22 protein-coding genes are annotated in these 26,460 nt (G+C 42.6%); 8 read left to right on the top strand and 14 right to left on the bottom strand.

What is annotated here, in order from left to right; translation table 11 throughout:
* Positions 1–102: 102 nt before the first annotated feature.
* Genes J2Z37_RS19190 through J2Z37_RS19175 form a run of 4 tightly spaced genes read left to right on the top strand, consistent with a single transcriptional unit; the run spans position 103 to position 4,151 of the window.
* Entirely contained in the window at positions 103–1,659 is a 1,557-nt protein-coding gene (locus J2Z37_RS19190; protein ID WP_209811926.1) for a spore germination protein, read from the top strand.
* A gap of 5 nt (positions 1,660–1,664) precedes the next feature.
* Complete coding sequence (locus J2Z37_RS19185) at positions 1,665–2,771, top strand: GerAB/ArcD/ProY family transporter (protein WP_209811925.1); 1,107 nt, start codon at positions 1,665–1,667, stop codon at positions 2,769–2,771.
* Positions 2,746–3,984, top strand: coding sequence for a Ger(x)C family spore germination protein (locus J2Z37_RS19180; RefSeq protein ID WP_209811924.1), 1,239 nt, complete (start codon positions 2,746–2,748; stop codon positions 3,982–3,984). Before J2Z37_RS19185 ends, J2Z37_RS19180 begins: the two co-directional genes overlap by 26 nt.
* Before the next feature lie 8 nt (positions 3,985–3,992).
* Positions 3,993–4,151, top strand: a complete 159-nt coding sequence (locus J2Z37_RS19175) for a hypothetical protein (protein ID WP_209811923.1) — start codon at positions 3,993–3,995, stop codon at positions 4,149–4,151.
* 94 nt (positions 4,152–4,245) lie between these two features.
* Here J2Z37_RS19175 and J2Z37_RS19170 read toward each other — a convergent pair whose 3' ends face one another.
* On the bottom strand, positions 4,246–6,174 hold the full coding sequence (locus tag J2Z37_RS19170) for a sigma-54-dependent Fis family transcriptional regulator (RefSeq protein ID WP_209811922.1): 1,929 nt from the start codon (positions 6,172–6,174) through the stop codon (positions 4,246–4,248).
* 168 nt (positions 6,175–6,342) lie between these two features.
* Between J2Z37_RS19170 and glaH (J2Z37_RS19165) the strand changes: the two genes are divergently transcribed.
* Genes glaH (J2Z37_RS19165) through J2Z37_RS19155 form a run of 3 tightly spaced genes read left to right on the top strand, consistent with a single transcriptional unit; the run spans position 6,343 to position 9,924 of the window.
* A complete protein-coding gene (gene glaH, locus J2Z37_RS19165) occupies positions 6,343–7,263 on the top strand; it encodes a glutarate dioxygenase GlaH (RefSeq protein ID WP_209811969.1) in 921 nt (306 codons plus the stop codon).
* Positions 7,264–7,289: 26 nt separating this feature from the next.
* A complete protein-coding gene (gene glaH, locus J2Z37_RS19160; RefSeq protein ID WP_209811921.1) occupies positions 7,290–8,204 on the top strand; it encodes a glutarate dioxygenase GlaH in 915 nt (304 codons plus the stop codon).
* Positions 8,205–8,262: 58 nt separating this feature from the next.
* Positions 8,263–9,924 carry an L-aspartate oxidase gene (locus J2Z37_RS19155; RefSeq protein ID WP_209811920.1) on the top strand — a complete coding sequence of 554 codons (1,662 nt, stop codon included), beginning with the start codon at positions 8,263–8,265 and terminating at the stop codon, positions 9,922–9,924.
* Between the two features lie 31 nt (positions 9,925–9,955).
* Here J2Z37_RS19155 and J2Z37_RS19150 read toward each other — a convergent pair whose 3' ends face one another.
* From J2Z37_RS19150 to J2Z37_RS19100, 11 genes are all read right to left on the bottom strand, one after another.
* A complete protein-coding gene (locus J2Z37_RS19150) occupies positions 9,956–11,152 on the bottom strand; it encodes an acyl-CoA dehydrogenase family protein (protein WP_209811968.1) in 1,197 nt (398 codons plus the stop codon).
* Between the two features lie 18 nt (positions 11,153–11,170).
* Positions 11,171–12,361 (bottom strand): CaiB/BaiF CoA transferase family protein, encoded by a 1,191-nt coding sequence (locus J2Z37_RS19145; RefSeq protein ID WP_209811919.1) that lies wholly within the window; start codon positions 12,359–12,361, stop codon positions 11,171–11,173.
* Positions 12,362–12,666: 305 nt separating this feature from the next.
* The gene (locus tag J2Z37_RS19140; RefSeq protein ID WP_209811918.1) at positions 12,667–13,968 is read right to left on the bottom strand and encodes a (Fe-S)-binding protein; all 1,302 of its coding nucleotides are present in this window, start codon (positions 13,966–13,968) and stop codon (positions 12,667–12,669) included.
* Entirely contained in the window at positions 13,968–15,371 is a 1,404-nt protein-coding gene (locus J2Z37_RS19135) for an FAD-binding oxidoreductase (protein ID WP_209811917.1), read from the bottom strand. Before J2Z37_RS19135 ends, J2Z37_RS19140 begins: the two co-directional genes overlap by 1 nt.
* A 15-nt stretch (positions 15,372–15,386) precedes the next feature.
* Positions 15,387–16,664, bottom strand: a complete 1,278-nt coding sequence (locus J2Z37_RS19130; RefSeq protein ID WP_209811916.1) for a nickel pincer cofactor-dependent isomerase, group 22 — start codon at positions 16,662–16,664, stop codon at positions 15,387–15,389.
* 29 nt (positions 16,665–16,693) lie between these two features.
* Positions 16,694–17,398, bottom strand: coding sequence for a FadR/GntR family transcriptional regulator (locus J2Z37_RS19125; RefSeq protein ID WP_209811915.1), 705 nt, complete (start codon positions 17,396–17,398; stop codon positions 16,694–16,696).
* Positions 17,399–17,796: 398 nt separating this feature from the next.
* Positions 17,797–18,540, bottom strand: a complete 744-nt coding sequence (locus tag J2Z37_RS19120) for an SDR family NAD(P)-dependent oxidoreductase (RefSeq protein WP_209811914.1) — start codon at positions 18,538–18,540, stop codon at positions 17,797–17,799.
* A gap of 238 nt (positions 18,541–18,778) precedes the next feature.
* Positions 18,779–19,852 carry an Ldh family oxidoreductase gene (locus tag J2Z37_RS19115; protein ID WP_209811913.1) on the bottom strand — a complete coding sequence of 358 codons (1,074 nt, stop codon included), beginning with the start codon at positions 19,850–19,852 and terminating at the stop codon, positions 18,779–18,781.
* Positions 19,845–20,528: an RraA family protein gene (locus J2Z37_RS19110; protein WP_209811912.1), complete on the bottom strand. Its 684-nt coding sequence runs from the start codon at positions 20,526–20,528 to the stop codon at positions 19,845–19,847. Before J2Z37_RS19110 ends, J2Z37_RS19115 begins: the two co-directional genes overlap by 8 nt.
* Before the next feature lie 22 nt (positions 20,529–20,550).
* Positions 20,551–21,720 (bottom strand): UxaA family hydrolase, encoded by a 1,170-nt coding sequence (locus J2Z37_RS19105; RefSeq protein ID WP_209811911.1) that lies wholly within the window; start codon positions 21,718–21,720, stop codon positions 20,551–20,553.
* Positions 21,713–22,030, bottom strand: coding sequence for a UxaA family hydrolase (locus J2Z37_RS19100; RefSeq protein WP_209811910.1), 318 nt, complete (start codon positions 22,028–22,030; stop codon positions 21,713–21,715). The genes J2Z37_RS19105 and J2Z37_RS19100 overlap by 8 nt, the downstream gene beginning before the upstream one ends.
* A gap of 264 nt (positions 22,031–22,294) precedes the next feature.
* Between J2Z37_RS19100 and J2Z37_RS19095 the strand changes: the two genes are divergently transcribed.
* On the top strand, positions 22,295–23,992 hold the full coding sequence (locus tag J2Z37_RS19095; RefSeq protein ID WP_209811909.1) for an IlvD/Edd family dehydratase: 1,698 nt from the start codon (positions 22,295–22,297) through the stop codon (positions 23,990–23,992).
* A gap of 46 nt (positions 23,993–24,038) precedes the next feature.
* Here J2Z37_RS19095 and J2Z37_RS19090 read toward each other — a convergent pair whose 3' ends face one another.
* Both J2Z37_RS19090 and J2Z37_RS19085 read right to left on the bottom strand, forming a co-directional pair.
* A complete protein-coding gene (locus J2Z37_RS19090) occupies positions 24,039–24,716 on the bottom strand; it encodes a GntR family transcriptional regulator (RefSeq protein ID WP_209811908.1) in 678 nt (225 codons plus the stop codon).
* A 65-nt stretch (positions 24,717–24,781) separates the two neighbouring features.
* The gene (locus J2Z37_RS19085; protein WP_209811907.1) at positions 24,782–26,308 is read right to left on the bottom strand and encodes a tripartite tricarboxylate transporter permease; all 1,527 of its coding nucleotides are present in this window, start codon (positions 26,306–26,308) and stop codon (positions 24,782–24,784) included.
* Positions 26,309–26,460: the final 152 nt, after the last annotated feature.

Raw genomic sequence — 26,460 nt, 5'->3', positions numbered from 1 at the left:
CCATAGGACTGTTTTTACTGGTCTTTCGGGTTAGGCCTCTTTTTTCCGGGTACATAAATAGCCCTTTTTCTGGAAAACTAAATAAAAAAATGGTGGTCTGCCATGAGAAAAAAAAATTCCCTAATTAAACCTTTAAAGATCCTATCCAAGAAATTGAGTACCCAACCACACTTTGTTGAACAATCAAACCAGCAAGAGATTGAGATAAAAAAGCAGAAAATTAGCCGAAATTATAAAAGGAATTTAGAGACATTTAAAGACTTGTACAGCATTCCGGACAACATCGATGTGAAAATAAGGGAATTTACAATCAGTTCACTTAATCGCCGGGCTTTTATTATCTATTTAAGTACAATGACAAAGCTTGCCTATATTCAAACAGGAATCATTGATGATTTAGTTGAAAACAAGGATCCAGACCGAAACATCCAAGATATCGTATCACACCCTTTAGTTCGAAATGTTGAAGTCATCGAAGATATTCTTCTAGGGATTAATGCCGGTTCAGCAGCCCTTTTTGTAGATGGGGACAATAAATGCTATTTATTTGACACCGTAGAAATCAAAAGCAGAGGAATTGAACCACCACAAAATGAGGTCATTGTAAAAGGGGCAAAAGAGGCATTTACCGAAAAGGTCATCGATAATATTGCCCTAATCCGCAAAAAAATTAAAAATGAAAACCTGATTGTCGAATTTAAAGTCATATCCAAACGATCAAGAAATGACGTTTTTCTTGTCTATGAAAAGGATTTAGTAAATAGCGAACTGCTTCAAACCATTAAAGACAAATTAGAGTCGTTAGATACCGATTCGATCTCTGATTTAAGTATATTAGAACAATATATAGAAGAAAGGCCAAGGTCATTTTTCCCAACGCTTTTATATACGGAACGCCCCGATCGGGCTGCTTCTTTCATTGAAGAAGGACACATTACTTTGCTAATGGATAATTCGCCAAGCTGTCTTGTTCTTCCCGCAACCTTTTGGTCTATATTTCATTCACCGGAAGATCATTACTTGCGCACCCCTTATGGTAATTTTATCCGCCTTTTGCGAGTCATTGCCTTGTTTGTCGCTCTGTTTACTTCTGCTTTTTATATTGCCGTAACCAATTATCATGTGGGGATGATCCCCCCCGATTTGTTAATGGCCATTGCTGGGACAAGGGAACGAGTCCCATTCCCATCCTTAATTGAAGTCTTAATGATGGAACTTGCCTTTGAACTGATTCGTGAGGCCGGTTTACGCGTGCCCTCACCGATCGGGCCAACCATCGGGATTGTCGGTGCCTTAATCCTTGGGCAAGCGGCTGTCCAGGCTAACATTATTAGTCCAATCATCATCATTGTCGTTGCCCTAAGTGGATTAAGCTCTTTTATTATCATTGATGTGAGCTTCAATTTCGCCATTCGAATGACCCGTTTTTTATTGATTTTAAGTGCCGGGTTTTTAGGCATCTATGGAATTACTGCTGTACTTATTATCGGCTTATTTTATTTAAGTTCATTAAAATCATTTGGCATACCTTACTTTGCACCTATGACACCATATTTCCTCTCGTCAAAAGATCTACTGATCCGTCATGTTCCAATGAAGGATAGATTTCGCCCTGGATATTTAAAACCAAAAGATATGGTTAGACGGAGAAAGGGATAAATCTTATGAAACAGCAACAGGTCAAACTGGGAATTCGAGAATATGTATGCATCGCATTTTTAATGATAGGTATGAAGGGAACAGAAGATACCCCATCGATGCTCTTTAGCCATGTGCAAAATGCAGCGTGGATGGTCCCCCTTCTATCAGGTGGACTCTTTTTTATCCCGTTCTTTTTATTATTAAAAACATTATCCCTGTTCCAGGATAAAAATGTATTTGAGGTCATTCAACAATTACTTGGAAAATATATTGCTTTTTTCGTTTCCTTCATCATATTCATCATGAATTCCTATGCCATCTCGTTAGATACAAGAACGTATACAAATATCATTCGAGCCTATTACTTTACAACAACGCCGAGACTCGTTCTTTACGGCATCTTAATGGTTGTTTGTGTCTATGCTGCCAAAAAGGGGATCCAGCGAATTGGATCCATTTCCTATATTCTCATTTTCTATGTAGCACTATCCTTTTTCATTGCCTTTTGGTTAAGTTTGGATGATAGTCAATTTGCATCTATCTTTCCAATATGGGGACCTGGAAAACTTGAACTATTAAAAGCTGCTCCTTCCGGGCTAGGCCTTTGGGGTGAATTTTTCATACTAACCTCACTGTATTCATTTATGACATCCTTTAAAGATTTCCGGAATGGAACATGGATCGCCTTCGGATGTGTCGTCATCCAGCTTAGTTTAGCCACCATGCTTTTTATTGCCTTATTTGATAAAGGTTTAGTAGTGATCGGTTATCCATTTCACGTAGCCATTCGTTACATTTCCTTAGGAGAATTTCTCCCAAATATCGAAACCTTATTCTTCCCCATCTGGCTGTCCGCTGCTTTTATTCGCTTTGCTGCCTTTTTATTTATCAATGCGTTAATTTTTGGCCATTTATTTAAAATTAAAGAGTACCAATATTTAATTCCGTCCCTTGCAACAATTTATTTATTGATTGGGATGATTCCAGAAACACCAAATGACGTGGCGCAATTAAAGGAACCACTTCGATATATAGCCGGCCCAACATTTGCAGCTATATCCATTATTTTATGGTTGACTGCATGGTTTAAAGGGGAGTTTAAACATGCCAAAAATAAAAATAACATGTAACCTATTATTGTTTTTAGCTATAGTATTTTTATTATCAGGTTGTTGGGATCGTTCTGAATTGGAAAATAAAGCCTATGTCATCGGTCTCGGAATTGATCGCTCAAAGTATGAAGGGAAAATTAAGGTCACCATGTTAATTGCCAATCCTGAAGTGGGCAGCATGCAAGGGGGCGGGGGATCGTCGGAAAAACCAAGGGAAATTATTACTTTAGAAGCTATTGATATCATCACAGCAAAAAGTACCGCGAATGCAGTCATTTCCCGTGAAATCAGTTATGAATTATTAAAAGTAATTATCGTTTCTGAGGAATTTGCAAAAGACAAGGAGTTCTTGCCAACCTTATTCACTTCTATACAAGATAAAGAAATTCGTTTGGATACCTTTTTAGTTGTCTGTAAAGAAAAGGCATATGAGTATTTTCAAAAAAACCGTCCCAGGATGGAAACACGCCCCCATAAGTACTTTCAATACATGATTGACCATGGGATTCAAAATGGTTATATTGCCGACTCCACGCTCTTCCGATTTATAAAAACAATAGAAAGAGGAACAGATCTGGCTTTGGCCATGTATACAACGGCTGAAAAAGAAAAAAACCCTCCTAATCGAGGAGAAGATGAATATATAGCAGGACAATTGAATGTCTTCGGTGAGCTTGATGATACCCAATTTATCGGGTCAGCAGTGTTTAGAAATGGTGTCATGACGGATATACTTACTGGTCAAGAAACACGGATCGTGAATATTCTAGATGATACTGTAAACATAGGGGATATATTAATCAATTTGCCTGATCCATTTTCAGACAAGCGCCAACAAATCGCAGTCCGCATACTGAAAACGGAAAATAATACATTTAAAATGAACCTAAAGGGCGCAAAACCCAAGATTACAATCACCATACCTCTAAAATTTGAAATCATGTCAAATCCGTCCATGGTTAACTTTGCAGACAGCGAAGAAAATCGACAAATTCTAAAGAAACATATAGCTGAAGATACGAAAATATCGTTTGAAAAGTTTTTAAGGAAAACACAAACGGAATTAAAAGGTTCTCCACTCCCTTTGTCCAGGTATGCCCTGAAATATTTTGCAACGAATCAGGAGTTTGAACATTTTAATTGGGAAAAATCTTATCTTGAAGCGGAGATTATTATAAAACCGGATATTCAAATTATTGATTATGGTAAGCAATTACGTCCAAAAAAGTGAGGGACTAAATGAATACTGTTGCTTTTCTTGTTCTACTAATCATAACCATTTATACCTTTGGATTTGCTGTCTCGATGTGGAAGGAAAAACGAAAATTAGGTGCAGTGGCTGTTTTCTTTCTTACCCTCACCATGATCGTCCTTCCCTTTTTTTCGATTTTCCGATAAACAGGCTTCTATTGAGGCCTCTTTGAAGAAGATGCATCCTTCTTTAGGGTGATCACAACTTAGGTGGCCACCCTTCAATGTATAAAACATTAGCTTAATTTATATTCAACTCCTTCAATTTCCTATATAAGGTCGTTCTTCCCATTCCCAGTTTTTCAGATAATACCGTTTTATCGCCGCCAACCATTTGCATATATTTCCTGATCATCGACCTCTCCGCCTCCATTAAACTATCTTTGTAATTATCCTTCAGTGGGAATTCAATTTTTTCCTCGTGATGAATTAATAATTCGGAGTAATCATCCATACATTCAGAAACCAAATCTTTATAGTATTCGAATGTATTCCCATGATCCAGGTCACAGAGAATGACAAAGCGTTCAAGAATATTAAAAAGCTCACGAATGTTCCCTGGAAAACTATAATCTAGCAATCCGTGGAATAGACTCTCAAAATACGGTTCAATGAAATGATAGAGTTCTTTATTTCGGCCCAAAATGAATTGTCTAGCTAACGGAATGATATCTTCCTTCCTATTTCGTAAAGGGGGCAAATTTATTTTTAATAGATTTAACCGATAAAACAGATCTGCCCTGAATGCATTGGATGCGACCAATTTCATTAGGTCTTGATTTGAGGCGGCAATTATTCTCACATCAATAGGGATCACCCTTCCCCCGCCAATTCTAACAATTTCCCGTTCTTGAACAACACGCAAAAGTCTTGCCTGAAAATGAAGGGAAACGGAGTTAATCTCATCTAAAAAAACAGTTCCATTATGCGCAAGCTCAAAAAGCCCTTTTTTTCCTTTCTTGGCTGCCCCAGTGAATGCGCCATCTTCATATCCAAAAAGTTCACTTTCTAGCAAAGTTTCAGGAAGAGCCGCACAATTGATGGCAACAAAGGGAAAGGATTTTCGGTTGCTAAAATTATGAATACTTTGCGCTAGAATCTCTTTCCCTGTGCCTGTTTCACCGGTAATGAGAATCGTCGAATCGGTCCCTGCAAATCTTTTCGCGCGCACAATGATTTGTTTCATTAAAGGACTAGAACCTATCATGTCTGCAAAGTGATTTTTGGCGACTAACCCTTTTCCTTCATTTTCCAAACGATATTTTTGTTCAATTTTTTTAATTTTAGTGATGTCTTGAAAGGTAAACACATTCCCTGCCTTCTTCCCCTTCACCAAAATCGATGTTCGGTTTGTATTTAAAGTTGTCTTTTCCAATTTGATCATCTTATCCTGAAAATTGTATTCATCCGTGGTTAATTCCTGCAGGGTTTGTGCTGGGAGAAAATCAGATAGTTTATGGATGGCGCTCTTTTCCTTTGGGTTTCGCAGTAAATTCCAGGCAGAATCATTGATAATCGTAATTTCATTGCGATCATTGGTGGCGATAATCCCATCGCTGACTGAGTGGATAATCGCTTTAAATTTTTGATGCTGTTGTTCCTCTTCCCTTTTAAAATGGATAATTTCAAGCGCACGTTCAATCGATCGAAGGACACTGTTTTCCGAATAGACCAAGATACTTTTTAAGCCAAATTCATCAGCTATATTCATAGCAATACTGGTCCCGATCACAACACCCTCTGTTTTTGTAAACGGTTGTAGTTTTTCCTGCAAATCATTCTTTGTTTCATAGGCGATAAAATTTAGCTCGATATCCAGAAGGTCTTGTAAGATCGATAGATCATATTCGAGTTCCTCAAAGTTGGCGAGGACAATGGCAATGTGTTTAGAAATGGGGATTGATTTTTTAATCGCTGAAAGAATATCAATTAGGGTGATTTCAAAGGCAATCACGGGGATATGCGTTTTACTTGCCATTAATGCCTTGTTCGCTCTTCCCGAAATAATGATATCCGTTCCGTTCTTCTCTAGCTTTGGAAGATGCTCCAGGTTTTCTTCAAGTAAGGTTTCATAAAAATCGATCGTGACATTTTGATTGATGTCCTTAAAAAGATCCCTTGCCAATTCGATAAAATTCTTATAACCTAACACAGCAATTTTACAATCCATCCCCATCCTCCTAATCTGTTCATTCCAAATTTGAAACAACTTTCCCGATTTTGATATGTTTTTAAGTTATTAACCGTAATATACTACGTATTTTCTAAATAATCAATTTGGCATGAATTTTGCTTATTATAAAACTGACAATGTAAACCAAATAAAAGGGAGCGATTCATCGTGAGTAGCGTGGGAACTAAGCCCAAATTTAACCTAACAACACATCCGACCTATCACCGCCTGCACCACATTGAATTGGATCAGGAGTCACTGAAACTATTCTTTGAGGCGGTAAAAGAAATAAATGTTGAAAGAATTGAATACGTACCATTTGAAAGATTCTATTTGGCCCAGCAATTAAATGAAATCCTTGGAGGAAATTTTCAAGCCAGCGTAAGAAAGATCTTGCATGATCGAAACACGGGTGGGTTTACCATTGGGGTTCAGGGCTTAACTGATAATCTCGATGATTATGTTAAATTTTCCACTGCTCTAAGTCATTTGGTCGGGGTTCCCAACTTTGATGGCATGTCAGGAAAATATTATGCCAGATTCAACGTGAAGCACTCTTTTGAGAGTGATACCTATCTGCGTCAAGCCTATCGGCGATTCTATCTACACACAGATGGTACATTTGTTAACGAACAAACCGACTGGCTAATTATGATGAAATTAGAGGAACAAAATGCAGTCGGTGGAGAGTCCTTGTTACTGCATTTGGATGATTGGGAAGACCTTGAGCAATTCCGCAACCATCCTTTGGCCAACCACCCCTATGAATTTACCCAAAAAGGGCGGGCCAGCAAAAACGTGGAGGATGTCGTCTACAATACGACCTTCTACGAGCACAATCACGCGCCCTGCATCCGCTTCAATGATCAGTGCAGTGTTCCTTATTCCATAGAACAAGCGAAATACCATCGGGATATTTCTCAATCCTTGGAGAAAAGTCCGAATGTTAAAGCGGTCTCATTACCGGTTGGGGATTTGATTATGCTCAATAATACATTCTGGCTGCATGGAAGAGACGCTTTTGATAGAAATGAAAACCTTTACAGGGAACTATTGCGGCAGAGAGGTTACTTTGCAAGTATTTAATCTTAACAATTAAAGGAGGAACAACAATGAATCAAGTAAAAACATTAACCTATGAAGTAAAGGCACATCCTGACCATGAGCGCTTGCGTCAAATCCAATTAGATCCAAGCATGCTCCAACAATTTTTCACCGAAATCTCTGACATCAATGTAGAAAGACTAGAATATGTACCTTTTGAAAGATTTTATGTAGCCGAAAAGCTAAAGGAAATTGCCGGCGATTCCTTGCAGCAGACACTCCGCCAAATTATTCACGACCGCAGTACAGGCGGCTTTACCATCGGTGTCCAAGGGCTAACAGAAAATGCAGATGATTATATTCGTTTTGCAACCGCTGTGACCCATCTGATTGGGATTCCTAATTTTGATTCCATGTCTGGAAAGTACTATGCACGATTCACCGTAAAGCATACCGATAATAGTGATACGTATCTGCGCCAAGCATACCGGATCCTTGAACTGCATACAGATGGCACCTTCGTCGATGAACCAACCGATTGGCTAATTATGATGAAATTTATAGAGCAAAATGCCATCGGTGGAGAATCACGCCTGCTTCATTTGGATGATTGGGAAGACTTTTCGAAATTCCGCAGCCATCCTCTTGCTTCACACCAATTTAAATATAGCTACGCTGACAGAGGAACGAAAAATACGAAGGATGTCGTCTATCATTCTACCTTCTATGAACAAAATAATGCGACTTGTATGCGATATAATCACCAAGCGACACATCCACAAAACATCGAGCAAGCGATGTATTTAAAACAGCTTCAAATTTCGATGGAAAATAGTCCGGCAACCCTGCCTGTTTCCTTGCCCGTTGGTCAATTGGTGATGCTCAATAACCACTTCTGGCTCCATGGTCGGGAAGCTTTCGAAAAACACCCGGAGTTGTTCCGTGAATTGATGCGTCAGAGAGGCTTCTTTGCACGAATCTAATTAAACTATTAAAGGGAGAGCATATCTCCCTTTTTTCCTATTAAAAGGAGTTGACTTCATGCTAAAAAGAGTTCGTGTGGAAACCGATGTGTTGGTCATCGGTGGCGGTTCCGCGGGATTAATTGCGGCATTGGCTGCGGAAAAGCAGGGTGCCGACGTCACAGTTATTTGTAAACAGAAAGCAGGAAAGAGTGGAAATACGATTGTTTCCGGCTCTCAATTTTGCGTTGTCGTCCCGGAAGAGGATAATCCCGATTCCATAGAGGCCTATTACCAAGATCTAATCAAATCGGGAAAAGGGATTAATCAAAAAGAGTTAACTAGTCTCTTAGCCCATGAATCGGGGAAAACGATCAAATGGTTAGAAGATTATGGAATGAAATTTTTTATCCGTGAAGATCGATACGTGAAAAGACAACCACCTGGTCATTCTTTTCCTCGCTCCGTTCCTACCGTCTGGGATGGTTATTCCTATCTAGCGCGAGGGTTATCCTTTTTGGATCCCCTTTTAGCGAGCATTATCGAAAAGAATATAAGGATCATCGAAAAAACAATGGTTACGAAATTGATAATAAAGGAAGGAAAAATTGCGGGGGCCCTCGCCATTAATATGGATAACCAAGAGGTACTAGAGATCTCCTGTAAAGCTGTGATCCTGGCGAACGGTGGTGCCGGCAATCTCTTTGCGCAAAATAATAACACGGCTGGCATTACAGGGGACTCTTATGCCTTAGCTTATGAAGCAGGGGCTATCTTAAAAGATATGGAACTGATTCAGTTCTACCCTACTATGATGATTAAACCGCTAAAAATGCCCGCAGAAAATGCGCTATTTGGAGATGGAGCGGTACTGAGAAATACGCATGGCGAATTATTTGTCCAAAAATACGTTGACGGTGGTGAGATGGCTGCTACGCGGGATAAAATGTCCCAAGCCATTTTTCAAGAAGTACAGTTGGGCAACGGCGTCGACGGCGGTGTTTACTTTGACTGCACTGGCATTCCGAAAGAAACGATGGAAACAACTTATTCCCATTTTTGTGAACAGCTCAGAAAGAAAGGAACCGATCCACTAAAAGATTGGATGATCGTGACACCCACTACCCATTATTATTTGGGCGGGGTCAAAATCAATACCAAATGCGAAAGCAGCATTCCCGGGCTCTATGCAGCAGGGGAAGCGGCTACGGGTCCACATGGCGCGAATCGTCTATCGGGTAGCTCCATCGCCGATACGGTAGTTTTTGGAATCATATCTGGTGAATCCGCTGCACAATATTCTACGGAAAGCGAACGAGCAACCGTTCCTTGGGATGATGAAGTTCCCTGCCTATCCCTGAATACAGATGGAAAAACATCGATTAAGGCGTGTAAAGAAGCGGTTCAAGGGATTATGTGGAATTATGCTTCTGTCGTAAGGGAAGAGAAACATCTCTGCCAAGGGCTACAGATGCTTGAAGAGATTGCTGAGCAATTGGAGCAGGTTTCCATCCAGCATGGAAAGGAGCTCTTCTCCTATTTTGAACTGAAGAATATGCTGACTGTCGGGAGCTTAGTTTTTCGGGGGGCTTTGGAAAGAAAAGAAAGCCGGGGGAGTCATTGGAGGGTAGATTATCCTTTCGAAGACCAAGAATACCTGGGTAATTTTGAGTATGTTCAAGAGAACGGTGACTGCTCCATTGCCTTCCAACCATTGAGCGAACGGATGGTAAAAAATTAAAGGAGGGGTCAAGGCCCCTCCTTTTAAAATTCTATTCTTCTTCAAAAGGCCAGGATGGAAGCATTTGACGTAAAGCTTTATCTGAACGATAGCCTAATGCATATTCCGCTTGCATGATGGTGTGAATTTCTCTTGTTCCTTCGTAAATAACTGGGGCTTTTGCATTTCGTAGGAATCTCTCTACTGGATATTCGTTGGAGTATCCATAGGCACCGTGAACCTGTACGGCATCACTAGCCGCTTCAAATGCTGCGTCACAAGCAATCCATTTCGCAAGGGAGGTTTCTCTTGTATTTCGTTTCCCTTCGTTTTTTAACCAGCCTGCGCGATAAACCAATAGACGGGAAATTTCAAGATTAGAAGACATTTTGGCGATCATTTGTTGAACCAATTGATGTTTTCCTATTTCCTTCCCAAATGTCTTTCTTTCATGACAATACTTTACGCTAGCTTCCAATGATGCATTGATTAATCCACAAGCACCAGCCGCTACGGTAAAACGACCATTGTCCAATGCGGACATCGCAATTTTAAAGCCCTCGCCTTCATCACCCAACATGTTTTCAGCAGGTACACGAACTTCTTCCAGGAACACTTCCCCTGTATTACCTGCACGAATCCCCAATTTTCCTTTAATTGCCTTGGTGCTCACACCCGGATAAGTTCTTTCCACAATGAAACAGCTGATCCCATGATGCCCTTTATCTTTATCAGTTTTCGCGAAGATGAGGAAGTGATCGGCTACATCACATAAAGAAATCCATGTTTTCGATCCATTGATGATGTACTCATCCCCATCACGACGCGCTGTGGTCTGCATCGCTGCCACATCAGATCCTGCATTCGGCTCTGTTAAGCCAAAAGCCCCAATTTTCTCCCCTTTCGCCTGGGGAACAAGATATTTCTCTTTCTGGAATTCATTTCCCCATTGCAGCAGGGTCATGCTATTTAAACCGGTGTGAACCGATACAGCCGTTCTAAAAGCAGTATCCCCACGCTCCAACTCTTCACAAACGATCGCCAGCGTATTATAGTCCATGCCTGCTCCGCCATATTGTTCAGGAATACAGACACCCATCAGGTCCAATTCAGCTAGACGTTTCATGATCGATGTTTCAAAATGCCAGTTTGCATCCCATTCTTGAATATAAGGAATGATTTCCTTATCAACAAATGATCGTAACATTTTTCTTACGGCTTCTTGTTCCTCTGTTAGCGCAAAATTCATCATCTTCTATTTCCTCCCTTATTGAACTTCCTGATTTTTTTGCATTTCTTCTATTTCCTCGATTGTATAGCCGAGGCTAACTAAGACTTGCTCGGTATGCTCCCCATATAATGGGGGATGTTGTTTCATTTCAACAGGTGTCCGGGATAGTTTTAATGGGCTGCCCACTAATTTGATTTTTTCCGCGGTAGGGTGTGCCATTTCTACAACCATTTCCCTGGCCTGAACCTGAGGATCTGCGAACAGCTCTTTCATATTGTTAATCGGTCCATTGGGCACCCCGACTGCCTCAAGTTGTTCTCTCAAATGCCTTGATGGCATAGTCTTCATTCTTTCGGAAATCATACCGATCAACAGTTCACGGTTTTCCACCCGCTTTGGATTTGTTGCGAATCGATGATCATCCGCCCATTCCTCAACACCGAGGACCTGCACAAACTTGCGAAACTGCGCATCATTTCCCACTGCAACCACCATCTCCTGATCAGCCGTAGGGAAAACCTGATAAGGGACAATGTTAGGATGTTGATTGCCCAGCCGTTTCGGGATGATGCCGGAAACTAGATAGTTGCTGGCAACATTTACAAGAGCGGAAATTTGTGAATCAAACAGAGAAATGTCGATCGATTGACCAACTCCTGAATGATTACGTTCCTGAATCGCAGCAAGGATCCCAACCGTTGTATAAAGACCTGTCAACACATCCGCAATCGCCACGCCAACCTTCATCGGGCCCGATTGCTGATCCCCGGTAATCTCCATCAGGCCACTCATGGCCTGAATGATGTAGTCGTAACCAGCCAAATCTTTATAGGGTCCATTGCTACCAAATCCTGTAATTGAAGCAAGGATGATTCGCGGATTAACCGCTTTCAATTGCTCGTAGCCAAGTCCCATTCGCTCAAGCGTACCCGTTTTGAAATTCTGCACGACAACATCTGATTCAGCTACTAATCTTTTAAAAACTTCCTTGCCTTTATCTGACTTTAGGTTTAACCGGATAGCTCGTTTATTTCGATTCGCGCACAGGTAGTAAGCACTCTCCCCCCCTGCATAGGGCGGTCCCCAAAAACGGGTATCATCCTTTGTTGCTGTTCCCTCAATCTTAATGACATCTGCGCCTAGATCGGCAAGCGTCATCGTACAAAAAGGCCCAGCCAACACACGCGTTAAATCCACAATTTTGATTCCTTCCAAGGCACCAGCCAAGCGACTCCCCCTCCCCTCGACAGGGGTCAGACCCCGTTCGAAATTTGTCGAAACCATAATTGACGCAAAAAAAGCCAGAAAAACTGCATAGATCTCCCGCAGTTAAACTGGCTTTTTATCCGCGTAACGTCTTCCGGTAAGAAAGATCTGACGAATATAGGCAGTTCTTTCATGGCATCATCAAGATGTACCAATCAATATATAATTTATTATATATATATTGTTTCAAATTGTAAATATATTAATTGGATATTTACAATTATATAACCCGCATGGAGAGTCCTCCTTGCGGGTTATAGTTTATCCTACACAATCCCAGCAGCTTCAGCCAGATACTCCACCAAGTGCAGCGCCCTAGCCTCTTTGCCCATCTTTTCTCTTTCAATGCCGAGCTTCATCTGCAGCAAGCATCCTGGATTGGTGGTGATGATCGTTGTGGCATGTGTATCTTTCACGTTTTTCATCTTTTCATCAAGGATTTCCATGGAAGCGTCATAGTTGACGATGTTGTAAATACCGGCAGAACCGCAACACATGTCCTTATCCTTCATTTCGATAAAATCAATTCCTGGAATGGATTCGATCAATTGGACGGGTTCTTTGGTTACCTTCTGAACGTTCGTTAAATGGCAAGAGCGTTGATAGGTAACCCTGCCTGGCAGCTCTTTGTTCATTGGAACTCCGCCACATGCGACAAGAATCTGACTGATGTCCTTGGATTTCCTAACAAATTCCTTCGCCCGCTCATGCCACTCTGGCTCGTCAGCAAGCAAATGGTCATATTCATGCAGCATGGCGCCACAACCGCCAGCATTATTGATAATAAATTCCACATCTTCCTTTTCAAAGGCAGCAATGTTTTTCTTCGCAAGTACTTTCGCTTCATCCATTTCTCCTGAGTGGGCATGTAAGGCACCACAGCAGGTTTCGTTTTCCACGATTAGCACTTCGCAGCCAACATGAGATAAAAGCGCAATGGATAAATCATTAATGCGTTGGAACATCGCATCCATAATACACCCTGTAAAGAAGGCAACGGTATATTTCTTTTCTCCTTTTGCTGGTATTCGTTTGAAGCGATTCCGACGCTCGGATGGCGAAGTGACCGTTGGGGTGATTGCTTCAAATTGTCCTAGATTAAAAGGAAGGGCTCTCGTTATACCTGTTTTCTGCGCTACCTTTTGCAACCCGGTCTTTTGATAGAGCCACAATCCGTCTGTCAACAGATTTAATTTGCTTTTACTAGGAAATACCTTTTTGAAAATCGTATTTCTTAGGGTCTTTACTGGGAAGGAAAACTTTTTCCGTCGGGTGATCGCTGCTCTCGCGGCTTCAAGAATCGTCCCGTATTCCACCCCTGTCGGGCAAGCTGTTTCACATGCCCGGCAGCCAAGACATAAATTCATCGGCTCTTCCAATACAGACAGATCGGTAATTCTTCCTTCCCCGACCATCTTCACCAAATTGATTCGTCCTCTAGGAGAATGGGTTTCTTTCCCCATGGTCATATAGGTCGGACACACTGGCAAACAATAACCACATTGCACGCAACTGTTTGTTTTTTCATATTTCAGCTCTTTTTTTAGATCTTCTAGCATTTGATTCATTATCTCAACACCAACTTTTGACCCGGTTCAGCAAAGATTTTCCCAGGGTTCATAATATTATTGGGGTCCCAAGCCTCTTTAATCCGTTTCATCATATCCAAGCCAGATGCGCCTAACTCCATTTCCATAAAAGGAGCCTTCATGGTGCCAATTCCATGTTCGCCAGACAAGGTTCCTCCCAATTCAATGGCAGCCTGGAAAATTTCTGCTACGGCTTGCTCAACCCGCTGCATTTCTTCTATGTCACTCTTATCCGCAATAATATTAGGGTGCAAATTCCCATCACCCGCATGCCCAAAAACAACAAGATGGATATTATATTTCTCCTTAATTTGCTGAAGGCGACGGCACATTTCTGGAATTTGACTTCTTGGCACGGTGGCATCTTCAGAGATTTTGGTTGGTTTAATCCGCACAATCGCCGGAGAGACGAGTTTTCTCGCTTTCCATACCTCGGCTTTTTCCTGTGGCGTCTGAGGTACGATTACCTCACGCGCCCCCACCTCACGGCATACTTTGGCTACCTGTTCCGCCTCTTCCTTCACCGCTGCCGGGTGACCATCTAGCTCTATTAAAATGATCGCTTCCGCATCGACAGGCAAATTGGAAGGTTGATAGTTTTCCACAGCGACAATCGACGCTTGGTCCATCAATTCCATCTTTGCCGGTAAGATCCCGCTGGACAAAACTTTGGAAATGGCCCGCCCAGAATCCACCAGGCTGTTAAATACAGCCATGACTGTTTCGGAGGATGGTGGCTTCGGAATTAGGCGCAAAATTGCTTTAGTAATAATTCCCAGTGTTCCTTCGGAGCCAACGATAAGCTTTGTAAGATCATAACCGGTCACATTTTTTACCGTTCTTCCACCGGTCTTGATAATCTCCCCTTGCGGAGTAATGACTTCCAGACCAATGACATAATCTTTTGTTACGCCGTACTTCAGACCACGAGGTCCACCGGAATTTTCCGCAAGATTGCCGCCGATCGTTGACACGTGAGAACTGCTGGGGTCTGGTGGATACATCAGGCCTTTTTTCTCCGCAGCTGCATGAATCGCAGAGGTCAGGACGCCAGGTGACACAATGGCTACTAAATCCTCATCATCCACTTCAAGTATGTTATCCATTACGGACAAATCAAAGACCATTCCGCCTTTGACGGGCAGCGGCCCTCCGCTTAAGCTGGTCGATTGTCCTCGCGGATAAACCGGAATTTTGTACTCATTCGCATAGCGAACCAACTCAGCAAGTTCCTGAACCTCTTGTGTTTGAATGACTACATCTGGTAAATGTGTACCAAAGGAAGCATCAAAAGAATAGCTGTACCGATCGCTCTCTTCGGTTAAAACACGGCCTGTTTTAACAATCTTTTTAATATCTTCAATCGCTTGTTTATCTATCATGTTGTCTCTCTCCTATTATTCCCAAATCCAATTGCCTTGGGTGTCAAATTGAATCGCTTTTGGCTCTTCTAATAGTTTAATATTTGATTGATCCTTGATCTCTTCATAAATCGCCTTCGTCACCCAAAGTTTATCTATATGAAGTGTATTTCGAATGGCTATCATCCGCAATTGATCAGCATCTTCTGTTCTTAGCATTTTTACTGCTCCCTCTAGCAAAGCCTGATCTGTCGGAAACGTCATCGGGATTGCTGCGCGGATGATAAAGCCGCTTGTCGAACAATTCAAATAGGTCGCGGTTTTGTCGATGCCATTTGCAAGTGTTTCGGTTGTCATGTCCGCGAGTCCGATTCCCGTAGCATTTCCATGTGATGGTTCAGACAGCCTTAGAACAGCAAGATAGGTAAAGTACGGCTTTACAGGTTCAGGTACCCCTTGAATGCGCAATCTGCCAATAATATTTGTGTCCATTCCCGTTCCACTGTAATTTTTACCCATCTCTCCAACCACGCAAAGGTCGGCACGATCGACGGGAAGCTTCGGCATAAACTCTTTTGCTGTTTCGAGCAATGCCTTCTCCCTAGGGAAAAATTGGTCATGTGGAATCCCTTCAATAATTGCCGTCTTTTCCATCGCGTTCTCTACGACGGCAATCCCTCCTACAACAGGAGCGTGTTCCAATACACTTCCGCCAATCAAAGGGATCATATCCGCCAAACGGCTAGCTCCTGCGCTATGGAACATATCTGCCCCCTTGGCTCTCCCCATACCAACTGTCATCATCTTAAATAATCCGCTTTCGTAATCTCCACGGAAAGAAGTATGTGGTTTAACCCGATTGACCACGACCACCCCGTCAGCCTCTACCGCTTCCTTTGCGCAATAAACCGGAAGGGTCTTCCCAAATGCTTCAAGCTCATGAATTACTTTAAGTTCACTAGAGTAGGAGATAGGACAGCCCACAGTCGCTTCTGTAATTCCCATACTATCCAGGACTTCTTTTTGACCTTCCGCTTCGCCTCTACCATGGCTTCCCATAGCTGAGAATAAAAAGGGGGTATATCCCTTTCTTTTTAAAGAAGAAACGACCGAACGCAAAATTTCAACATAATTTGCAATCCCTCTGCTTCCTGCCGTCACCGCAATGGATGCACCGGGTTTTAAATTCTGAAAACGTTCCCCTTGCATTATTTTTTCTACTGCCTCATCTATTGCTGCGGGTATATCCTCCACAACGGGAGCTTGAGTGTGAACCTGGATATGGTAAAGGGAAACTGAGTTTGCTATGGACATGCCTTATCCTCCTTTTATTGGAAAAAATATTATTGTACAAGATATGATCTCTTAATTACATTATCCAGATGAATCAACATCAGTTCTCTCGCTGTTTGTCCGTCCTTGTCTCTGATTGCTTGAAAAATTTCAAAATGCTCGTTGACTACTTCCTCTGGTTTCTTTGGCATTTGCAGTGTTCTACGACGGCTCTTTTTCATCCCGGATTGAATCGCTTCGGTTAATAGATTCATCATTTCCTGGATCATCGCATTTTTGCTGGCCCTAATAATAGCAAGATGGAATGCAAAATCCTCCTCGGCGGCTAACTTCTTTTTATAAACTGCCTGTTCCAGTTCCTTCAATGCTGCTTCGATCAATTGTAGATCTTTTTCAGTCGCCCTTTGGGCAGCCAAAAATGCCGCTTGCACTTCCAACCCCTGCCGTAATTCTAAAACTTCTGAGAGATTAACTTCATCTTTGTTTAAAATGCGGTTGATGCGGTGAATCAGTCCCTGTTCCTCTTCTTCCATGAGGAAAACGCCTATTCCCGGTCGAATTTGAATAATTCCACTAGTGTTCAACACACTCATAGCCTCTCGAACAACACTTCTGGAGACGGATAATTCCGCGGCAAGGTCCCTTTCTGATGGCAACTTCTGCCCCGGCTGGATCACACCCTGCTCGATCAAATCTTTGATCTGCTCGATTACCTGTTCATATACTCTTACCTTTTTTATTGGACTTAAATTCACTAAACATCCCACCCCCGATCTTAGGTGGTCCGGCCACCTGATGTCCCTTACATTCATTGTAGATTTCCACATGGTAATTGTCAATTAATTTTTGTTATTCCATGTATTTAGGAATTGGGGGGTGGTAAATCAATTATCCAAACATGGTTGCTCTCAATACTGAAAAATCCTCCGTTATTTTTTACTCGTCTAACGGTCCGTCCTTCCCACCTCTAATAGTGGGGCAGCGACAAGACTTACCCGCATATGAATGAGCCCTACTCCATATTAGTTTCTTAGAAGTTAGAAAAACCGGGCGTAGCCCGGTCCTCTCATTTGACTTACCTAGAATTCTTCAGACAGCAAGTCATCCTCCACATTAACACTCTGCCCTGCTCGCTGCAGTTCAAATATTACTTCTACAATGTTGTACCACTGTCTACAACGATAATGGACCCCGTCATCGAATCCGTTTCTATTAATCCTCTTACCTGTTTCGCGTTATCCTCCAAAGATGGAATGTTTTGAAGGGGGGAATTTTTAATAAAAGCATCAATCGTTTTCGGATCATGTCCACGGGTCCACCTTGTATCCAATAATCCCGGGGCAATGGCATTGACTAAAATTTCAGGTCCAAGCCCTTTAGCCAGGCCTTTTGTTAGGTGGATTGCAGCTGCTTTGGAAACAGAATAGGGCAGTGAGCTTCCAGTAGGCCTTATCCCTGCAACCGAGGTGGTGATTACAATTCTTCCTGCACCTTGTTTTTTCATATAAGGCGTGGCTGCTTTAGCTAAAAGCCATGCCCCTTTTACATTGACGTTCATGATTCGGTCCCAATCCTCTTCACTCACTCCATCAATATCTTCAAAGGCACGGAATACAGTGGTTCCTGCATTCGCAACAATGGCATCCAATCTTCCTAGCTTTTCTATGATACTATCAACCATATTATTAACTTCTAACCTAGTGGACACATCTGCCCGAATCGCAAACGCTTCCCCACCCAAAGCTTGTATTTGTTCGACGGTATCCTTTGCATCCTGTTCAGAACGGGAATAATTGACCACAACGGACATCCCCTGTTTTGCTAGATCAAGTGAAATTTCACGTCCCAGTCCAGTTGCGCCCCCTGTTACTAACACTACGCGACCTTTTAGTTCCATCGGAATGAACTCCTTTACATGTGATATGGGCAATTCCTGGATGAAAACCAAGGTAAACCAATCTTCCACTGATCGCCACTTGGTCTTCATTTTATGCTAATTTCAAATACAATTCAATTTACTTTTTTTAATATTCTTTATCTTGTTGATGTATCCTAAAACCTTTTCTTCATACACAAAAGGATCCTACCCTTAGTTGTTTTATAAAAACTTTTCGGGGGATCCCCTTGCATTTTAACTATCCAATTTCTTTAAATAACGGATCATCTACAATGCTATACCGCTGACCGACTCCTCGAATCTCTTGAAGAATTTCCACTGATATAGGGATGCCGTTCTTCATTCGGTCCGCTGTCTTTTCCCGCTCAATCTCACCAGGCAGATATATTCGTTCTACTCCATCCATACGCGGAACCTCTCGGATTTCACGAATTAACTGATCCATTCGTGATCTAAATTGATCCATGCTTTGGAACAAGTCGGCCCTGATGACAATGAAACATTGCCCCACATTTTGTGCCTGCTCAAAGTTCTTATACAAGTCAGCAATTTGCGGTCCAAAGGCAGCACCCGTAAACAAGGACGACAACACTTCCACAAGGAATGTAATCCCGTACCCCTTATATCCACCCGCAGGAAGTACAAGACCGTCAAGTGCTACATTAGGATCGTTCGTAGGTTTACCATCTTTAGAAATCGCCCAGCCTAGTGGGATTTGCTGATTGTTTTTCTGGGCAACAATAATCTTCCCACGGGCTACTAAGCTTGTTGCCATATCGAAGACAATGTCATCCTCTTCACCAGCAGGAACACCATAAGAAAACGGATTAGTCCCAAAAAATCTTTCCCGGCCACCCCATGGTGCCATGTTCGGCGGTGCATTCGTCGTTGCCAAGGCAATGCATCCATGCTTGGCGGCATACATGGTGTAATCGCCGAGCATTCCACAATGGTTGGAATTCTTAATCCCAACAATTCCCACACCTGTTTGCAGGGCCTTTTTAACAGCAAGCTCAATCCCTTTTGTTGCAAGAGCAATTCCGGAACTGTTGCCACCATCAACCAAAGCACTTGCAGGGGTTTCCCTTTCCAATTCAAAATGAAGGTCGCGGTTTACAATCCCGATCTCTAGACGTTTCGTATAGACATCCACCCGGCTCACCCCATGGGAATCAACACCACGTAGATTGGCATGGACCAAGTGGCGCGCTGTGATCGCGGCTTGCTCTTGATCCAAGCCAGCAGCTAAAAACACGCGGTTCACATAATCTTCTAACAGGCTCTTGGATACACGGATAGGCTGATTAGTCAAGCCCATCACACCCTTTCTGACGAAGGGTTTCGTCAACCCATTTACGATCCCAACGTCCATCGTAAATTGCGCTGATAATTTCTTGTTCCTTTTCCTGGATTGCTTTTGCCTTTTTTAAGACATTCTCAGCATCCTCACGCGGGATCACCACAACCCCATCATCGTCGGCCACAATCACATCTCCTGGTCTAACAGGAACATTTCCACAGCTAATTAAGGTGTTAATTTCTCCTGGTCCTTCTTTATATGGTCCGCGGGGAGAGCCACCTTTAGCAAATACAGGAAATTCCATTTCCGCTATCGCATGCAGGTCTCGAACAGGTCCATCTACAATGTAACCTGCGATTCCCTTTGTTTTTGCATAATGGCACATCAATTCGCCAAGGATTGCATTCCCCATATCCCCGCAAGCATCTATCACGATGATGTCTCCAGGCTTGGCCATATCCATAGCCTTATGCACCATTAGGTTATCTGAAGGATGTGTTCGAACAGTAAAGGCGCTTCCCACAACATGAATGCCTGGTTTATTCACTGTTTTGATCGAATAATCCATGGCAAACATGCGCCCCATCACATCGCCAATATTCGGAGTAGCGATGCCTTTAAATCCATCAATGATTTCCTGATTTACACGCTCAAAATGATTTACAATTCGAAAGCCTACATTAGCCATAATTTTCTTCCCACTCTTTCTCTTATGGTAATCTTGTAATACAGAATTGCTCATCGTGCCCTAGGATTTCTGCCTTCGCTAATTTACCTGAAGCAACCTCCAGGATTTCCCGGTAAATTTCTTCACCCATCTGCTGCATTGTTTTTTCGCCGGTCATTACCTGACCTACGTTAATATCAATATTTTCTTTCATTTTTTCATAGGTTCTTGGATTCCCGGTTATTTTGATTACTGGAACACCTGGGAAACCGGTTGGAGTGCCTCGACCTGTTGGAAATACGACGATCTGTGCACCTGCAGCTACTTCACCAGTCGTCACTTCCCCATCATGGCCAGGAGAATCTAGCAAAAATAATCCCTTGCTAGTCAACCGGTGCCCATATTGGACCACCCCGCTGAAAGGAGCATTTCCGGACTTTTTCATACTTCCTAATGACTTTTCAACAACACTAGATAATCCACCATCGTAATTCCCCTTGGAGATGAGGTGTGTGCGATTTTTGTTGCTGGAAGCTGCCGTCTGTCTTTCCAGCTTTTGCTCTGTCCGATATATGGTTTGTCTGATTTCCTCTGCAACAGTTTCATTAATTGCACGCCTTGCAAGGATTTCCTCCGTCCCGATTAATTCTGTTATCTCACTTAGGATGGAAGATCCACCTTGGGAAACCAGTTTGTCGGAAGCAATCCCCAGTGCCGGGTTGGCGATTAAACCTGAAGTCATATCAGATCCTCCGCAATTCAACCCAATAACTAACTCGCTGACATCCGCTTCTTCACGCTGTTGACGGGACGCAATCTGCTGCATTTCCCGAGCATATTTCACACCTTGCGAAATGGCCCCTAGCGAATCCCCTTCTTCTTGAATGACAACGGTTTCAAGCATTTTGTTAGTTGGCGCAATTCCTTGAGCTAATTCATAGGGAGAAAATCGTTCACAACCTAGTCCGACAACCACCACACCAGCAAAATTAGGATTCTTTCCAATTTGAATTAAAGTTTTTGCTGTAACTTCCAAATCTTCCCCAACTTGGCTGCAGCCTACGGGATGCCGAAAATAAACAGATCCTGGAACTTGATATGCTATTCTTTCAGCAACTTTGGCAGAGCAAAAAACGGAAGGAATGATCGCAATCTGGTTCCTTACACCGACAGAGCCATCTTTACGCCAATAGCCCATAAATTTATCACCCATTTTTCAACCCCCTCTCACAATACATGTTATGGCTGTGAATCCATCCCCCTCTTTGTAAGGGTTCTTTCATTCTCCCAATTTCTTCACCATATTTATAAACACATTCATCCTGCTGCAGGTCCTTTAATGCGATCTTGTGTCCAAACCCTATATCTTCGATGACTTCCAATTGTTCAACTAAATCCTCAAATCGAATCAAACAAGTTTCACCCATTTTCAAATCCTCTAGTGCAACTGCTACATTGTCTTTTGCATCAATTACTAGGGCGGCTTTCTGTTTGTTGTCAACAACTAGCTTCAAATCACTCAAAGCCATCATCCTTTCAGAAAAACATTCATGTTTTACTATGGTCAGACCAATATACAAAAGAGAAAGATAGATATATATACAAAAATATTATCCCAGCTCCCTATTTTCGTCAATATTATTTTTAGAATATATGCGTTTTTATGTTAATTAGGAACTTTCCTAAGTGGCTAAAAAGAAATTTAACTTTTTGCATTTTTATGGTAGAGTGATTGGTAGGACCATATTAATTTCATTTTAGTTTTACATATAAAAAGGGGTGTGCTTATGGGAAACGAACGGGGGAAACAAAAGCTGACTTCATACGGTGATGCGGGCTTTAGCCGGTTTATCCGGCAGGCGTTTAATCGCCATTTAGGATACGATGAAAAAGATTTTGAAAAACCGGTGATTGGAATTTGTAACACGGAAAGTGAAATCAACCGCTGTCATACTCATTTCGGTCCCATTGTTGACGCGATTAAACGCGGCGTTTTAATGGCTGGCGGAATCCCTTTAGAATTTCCGACTATTTCATTAGGTGAAATTTTCACGAGCCCAACAACCATGCTCTACCGCAATCTGGCAGCTATGGATACAGAAGAAATGATTCGCGCGCAGCCTTTGGATGGCGTTGTTCTTCTCGGCGGTTGTGACAAAATGACACCTGCACAGCTTATGGGGGCTGCCAGTGCCGATATTCCAACGATTATGTTTACCGGTGGTCCTATGGCGAACGGGGAATATGAAGGAAAAACCCTCGGTGCATGTTCCGACTGCCGTTTTTACTGGCAGGAATACCGCGCTGGGAAAATAGACGAAGATGAACTTTCCAAAATTAATGCATCCTTAGCACCAACCGCTGGCCACTGCATGGTTATGGGAAGCGCCAGTACGATTGCAGTTTGTACAGAAGCGCTGGGTATGATGATCCCAGAAGGAGCCGCTGTTCTCGCTACAGATAATCGTCGGCTTTACCTTGCAAAAGAAACAGGAAGAATGATTGTGGAACTTGTTGAAAAAGGCCTTACACCTTCCAAAATCATGACTAAAAATGCCTTTGAAAATGCGATTCGTACCCTCATGGCTGTCGGTGGTTCAACTAATGCCGTGATCCATTTGACTGCTGTTGCCGGCCGTTTAGGTATTGAACTACCGCTTGAATGGTTTGATGAACTAGGACAAACGACACCGTTCATCGCTAACTTGCGCCCAGCCGGGAAATATCAAATGGAAGAATTCGCTCGCGCAGGAGGCACCCCAGCTGTTATGAAGGAATTGGAAACCTTACTACACTTGGATGAAATAACGGTAACTGGAAAAACAGTTGGTGAAAACATCAAGGATGTAAAAGTTTCTGAGGTATATCGGGATATTGTTCGGCCTTTCGATGACCCGCTTCACAAGGACGGTGGAATTGCTGTTCTAAGAGGGAACCTGGCCCCGAATGGTGCCGTCATTAAACCAAAAGCCGCATCGAAGCATTTATTAAAGCATAAGGGACGAGCTATCGTGTTCACCTCCCCACAAGATATGGAGAAAAGAGTGCATGATCCTGAACTGGATATCACAGAGAATGACATCATGATTCTGCAAAATGCTGGTCCGGTAGGTGCACCTGGTATGCCAGAAGCCGGCATGCTGCCAATTCCAGAAAAACTATTAAGACAAGGCGTTCGCGATATGGTGCGGATCTCGGATGCACGCATGAGTGGAACTGCTTTCGGTACAGTCGTTCTCCATGTAGCGCCGGAATCAGCAATCGGAGGCCCACTTGGATTGGTAAGAACAGGGGACACTGTAGAACTTGATGTAGAAAAACGTAAACTGGAATTACATGTGCCTGAAGATGAGCTCGAAAGAAGACGCGCGGAATTTAAATCGCCTGTTATCGAAAGCAGAGGCTATACTCGCTTATACCAAGAACATGTATTGCAAGCAGATGAAGGCTGTGACTTTGACTTTTTGGTACCTGAGAAAAAATAAACTTAAAACAAAAGGACCCAGTCGTTAGACTAGGTCCTTTTGTTAGTCATTCCTCTTCTTCCTGCTTCTGTAGAGCTATTTCAGCAGATTTCCAAGCACTGAAAATATGTTCCTCCGCCTTTCGCTGCGCCAATTCTCCGTTTCTCTCCAAGATGGCCTTTGCTATTTCCTGATGTTCCAAGTAGGTTTGAAATTTCCGGTTATAATTCGTCCACGAGGTGGACCGAATCAGTGTAATCGCGCTATCCAAACTACCTAGCATCCGGAATAACACATCATTCTTAGACATTTTGCATATTTTTTGATGAAACTTTACATTGGATTGCGCAATCTCCTTATAATTGATTTGTTCTCGATCCCGTTCAAAAATATGTTCCATTTCGGTTAAAAGCAGTTTAAATTCCTCTAGCTCCTTCTCTTCTGCAACTTCGGCTGCAAGCTTTGCTGAGAGTCCTTCAAGAACTGCCCTTGTCTGATAAAAATCCTGCACATCTCTTTTGGTAATCTTCGTAACGAAAATCCCTTTATGTGGAGAAGTAGTAATCAGACCATCTATTTCTAAGCGATTTAAAGCATCTCGGATCGGAGTTCTACTAACCTCTAGTTCTTCAGCAAGGGTTGCTTCAATTAACCTTTGCCCTGGTCGATACACTCCGGACAAAATATTGCTCTTTAATTGTTCATATACATATTCCCTTACTGTCACTGGCCGTTTGATTGTCATCCTATCATTCCTTACTCTTGTGGATCTCACCCTCTATTATTGATTACTTCAACGGAAACGTCCACTTACGCCACAATATCCCGGTTATTTTTTCTACTCTTATTGATTATCCTCATAATGATCGGGAAAACAATTGCGATAAGTACAATGATTAGCAATGAAAGGGTTACAGGTCTTTGCACAAAAACGGAAAAACTGCCAGAGGATGCAATTAGAGTTTGTCTTAATGTGTTTTCTGCCATCGGTCCTAAGACGAGGGCTAAGACAGTGGCTGCAGGTGAATAGCCATACAGTTTCATAAAGAAGCCTAAAACCCCGCAAATTAGCATGATCCATGTTTCTATAATACTGCCGTGAAGACTGTAGGTTCCGATTACACAAAGCACAACGATCACAGGAAGTAATAGCTTATATGGAACTTGCAACGCTTTAACAAAAATAGGGATGGCAACGATGTTAACGAGCAACAAAACAATATTTCCCATGTACATACTCGTGATTAAACCCCAGCTAAACTCAGGATGTTCAATCATTAGTAATGGACCTGGCTGAAGTCCCCACATTAAAAAAGCACCCAACAAAACAGCTGTCGATCCAGAGCCTGGAATCCCCAGCGTAAGCAAAGGAATCATTGCACCAGAGGAAGCAGCATTATTTGCGGCTTCTGGTGCAACAAGTCCAGCCATCGCCCCTTTTCCGAATTTTTCCGGTGTCTTAGACATTTTCTTTTCCAATGAATAAGACATCAATGAAGCGATCGTTGCTCCTGCTCCTGGTAAGACGCCTACCACAAAGCCGAGCACGGACCCCCTGAACATTGTCCATTTTGTTTCGATATAGTCCACAGCATTGGGCCAGAAGCCCTTTCCGAACATCTTTACCTTCATCATGTCCTGCGGCTTTTCCCGATGGTTACCTTCATAAACACACGAGAGTAGTTCGCCAATTCCAAATAAACCGATAGCGACTGGGATGAAATCAATCCCGTTGATTAATTCCGCTGAACCAAAAGTAAAGCGTTGTTGTCCAGAAACAACATCAACCCCAACCATCGCGATAGCAAAACCAAACAGCGCAGATACAATCCCATATCGTTGGTTTTCCCCCATCATAACCGTCAGCATCAAAAGCCCCAGTACTACGAGCATGAAGTATTCGGAAGGACCGAAAGACATCGCAACTTTTGCAAACCAGGGTGCAAGCGAACAGATAAGGATGACACCTACAGTTCCTCCAACGAAAGATGCAATTGCCTGCATGACTAACGCAGGGCCCGCTCTTCCTTGCCTTGCTAACGGATATCCATCAAGGGTAGAAGCAACTGTAGCAGACTCCCCCGGTGTATTAATCAAAATCGAGGTAATCGTTCCCCCATACATCGAGCCGTAATAAATCCCGGCTAGCATAATGATCGCTGATGTAGGGTCAAGCGACAGGGTGATTGGAAGCAATATGGCGATCCCAGCAGATGGCCCGAATCCAGGAATAACCCCGACGAGCATTCCAATAAATGCACCAACAGTGACAAAGAGTAGATTAAGCGGTGTTACAGCTACGGAAAATCCTAGAGCTAAGTTTGATAATAGATCCATCCTATTGCCTCCTTTCTCGTGATTAGATCAAATGCGCCTTGGCGTATTTGTGCCCAGATTTTTTTTCGAGCTTGCTCGAAAAACTACCTCTAAAAATCTGTGGCATCCGCCGGAGGCTCTAACTTTATTCAGTAGGCATTCATCCCACCACT

Origin of the sequence: Ammoniphilus resinae (genome assembly GCF_017873965.1) — a bacterium.
GTDB lineage: Bacteria > Bacillota > Bacilli > Aneurinibacillales > RAOX-1 > Ammoniphilus_A > Ammoniphilus_A resinae.
This window is presented reverse-complemented; position numbering and strand designations above follow the sequence as displayed.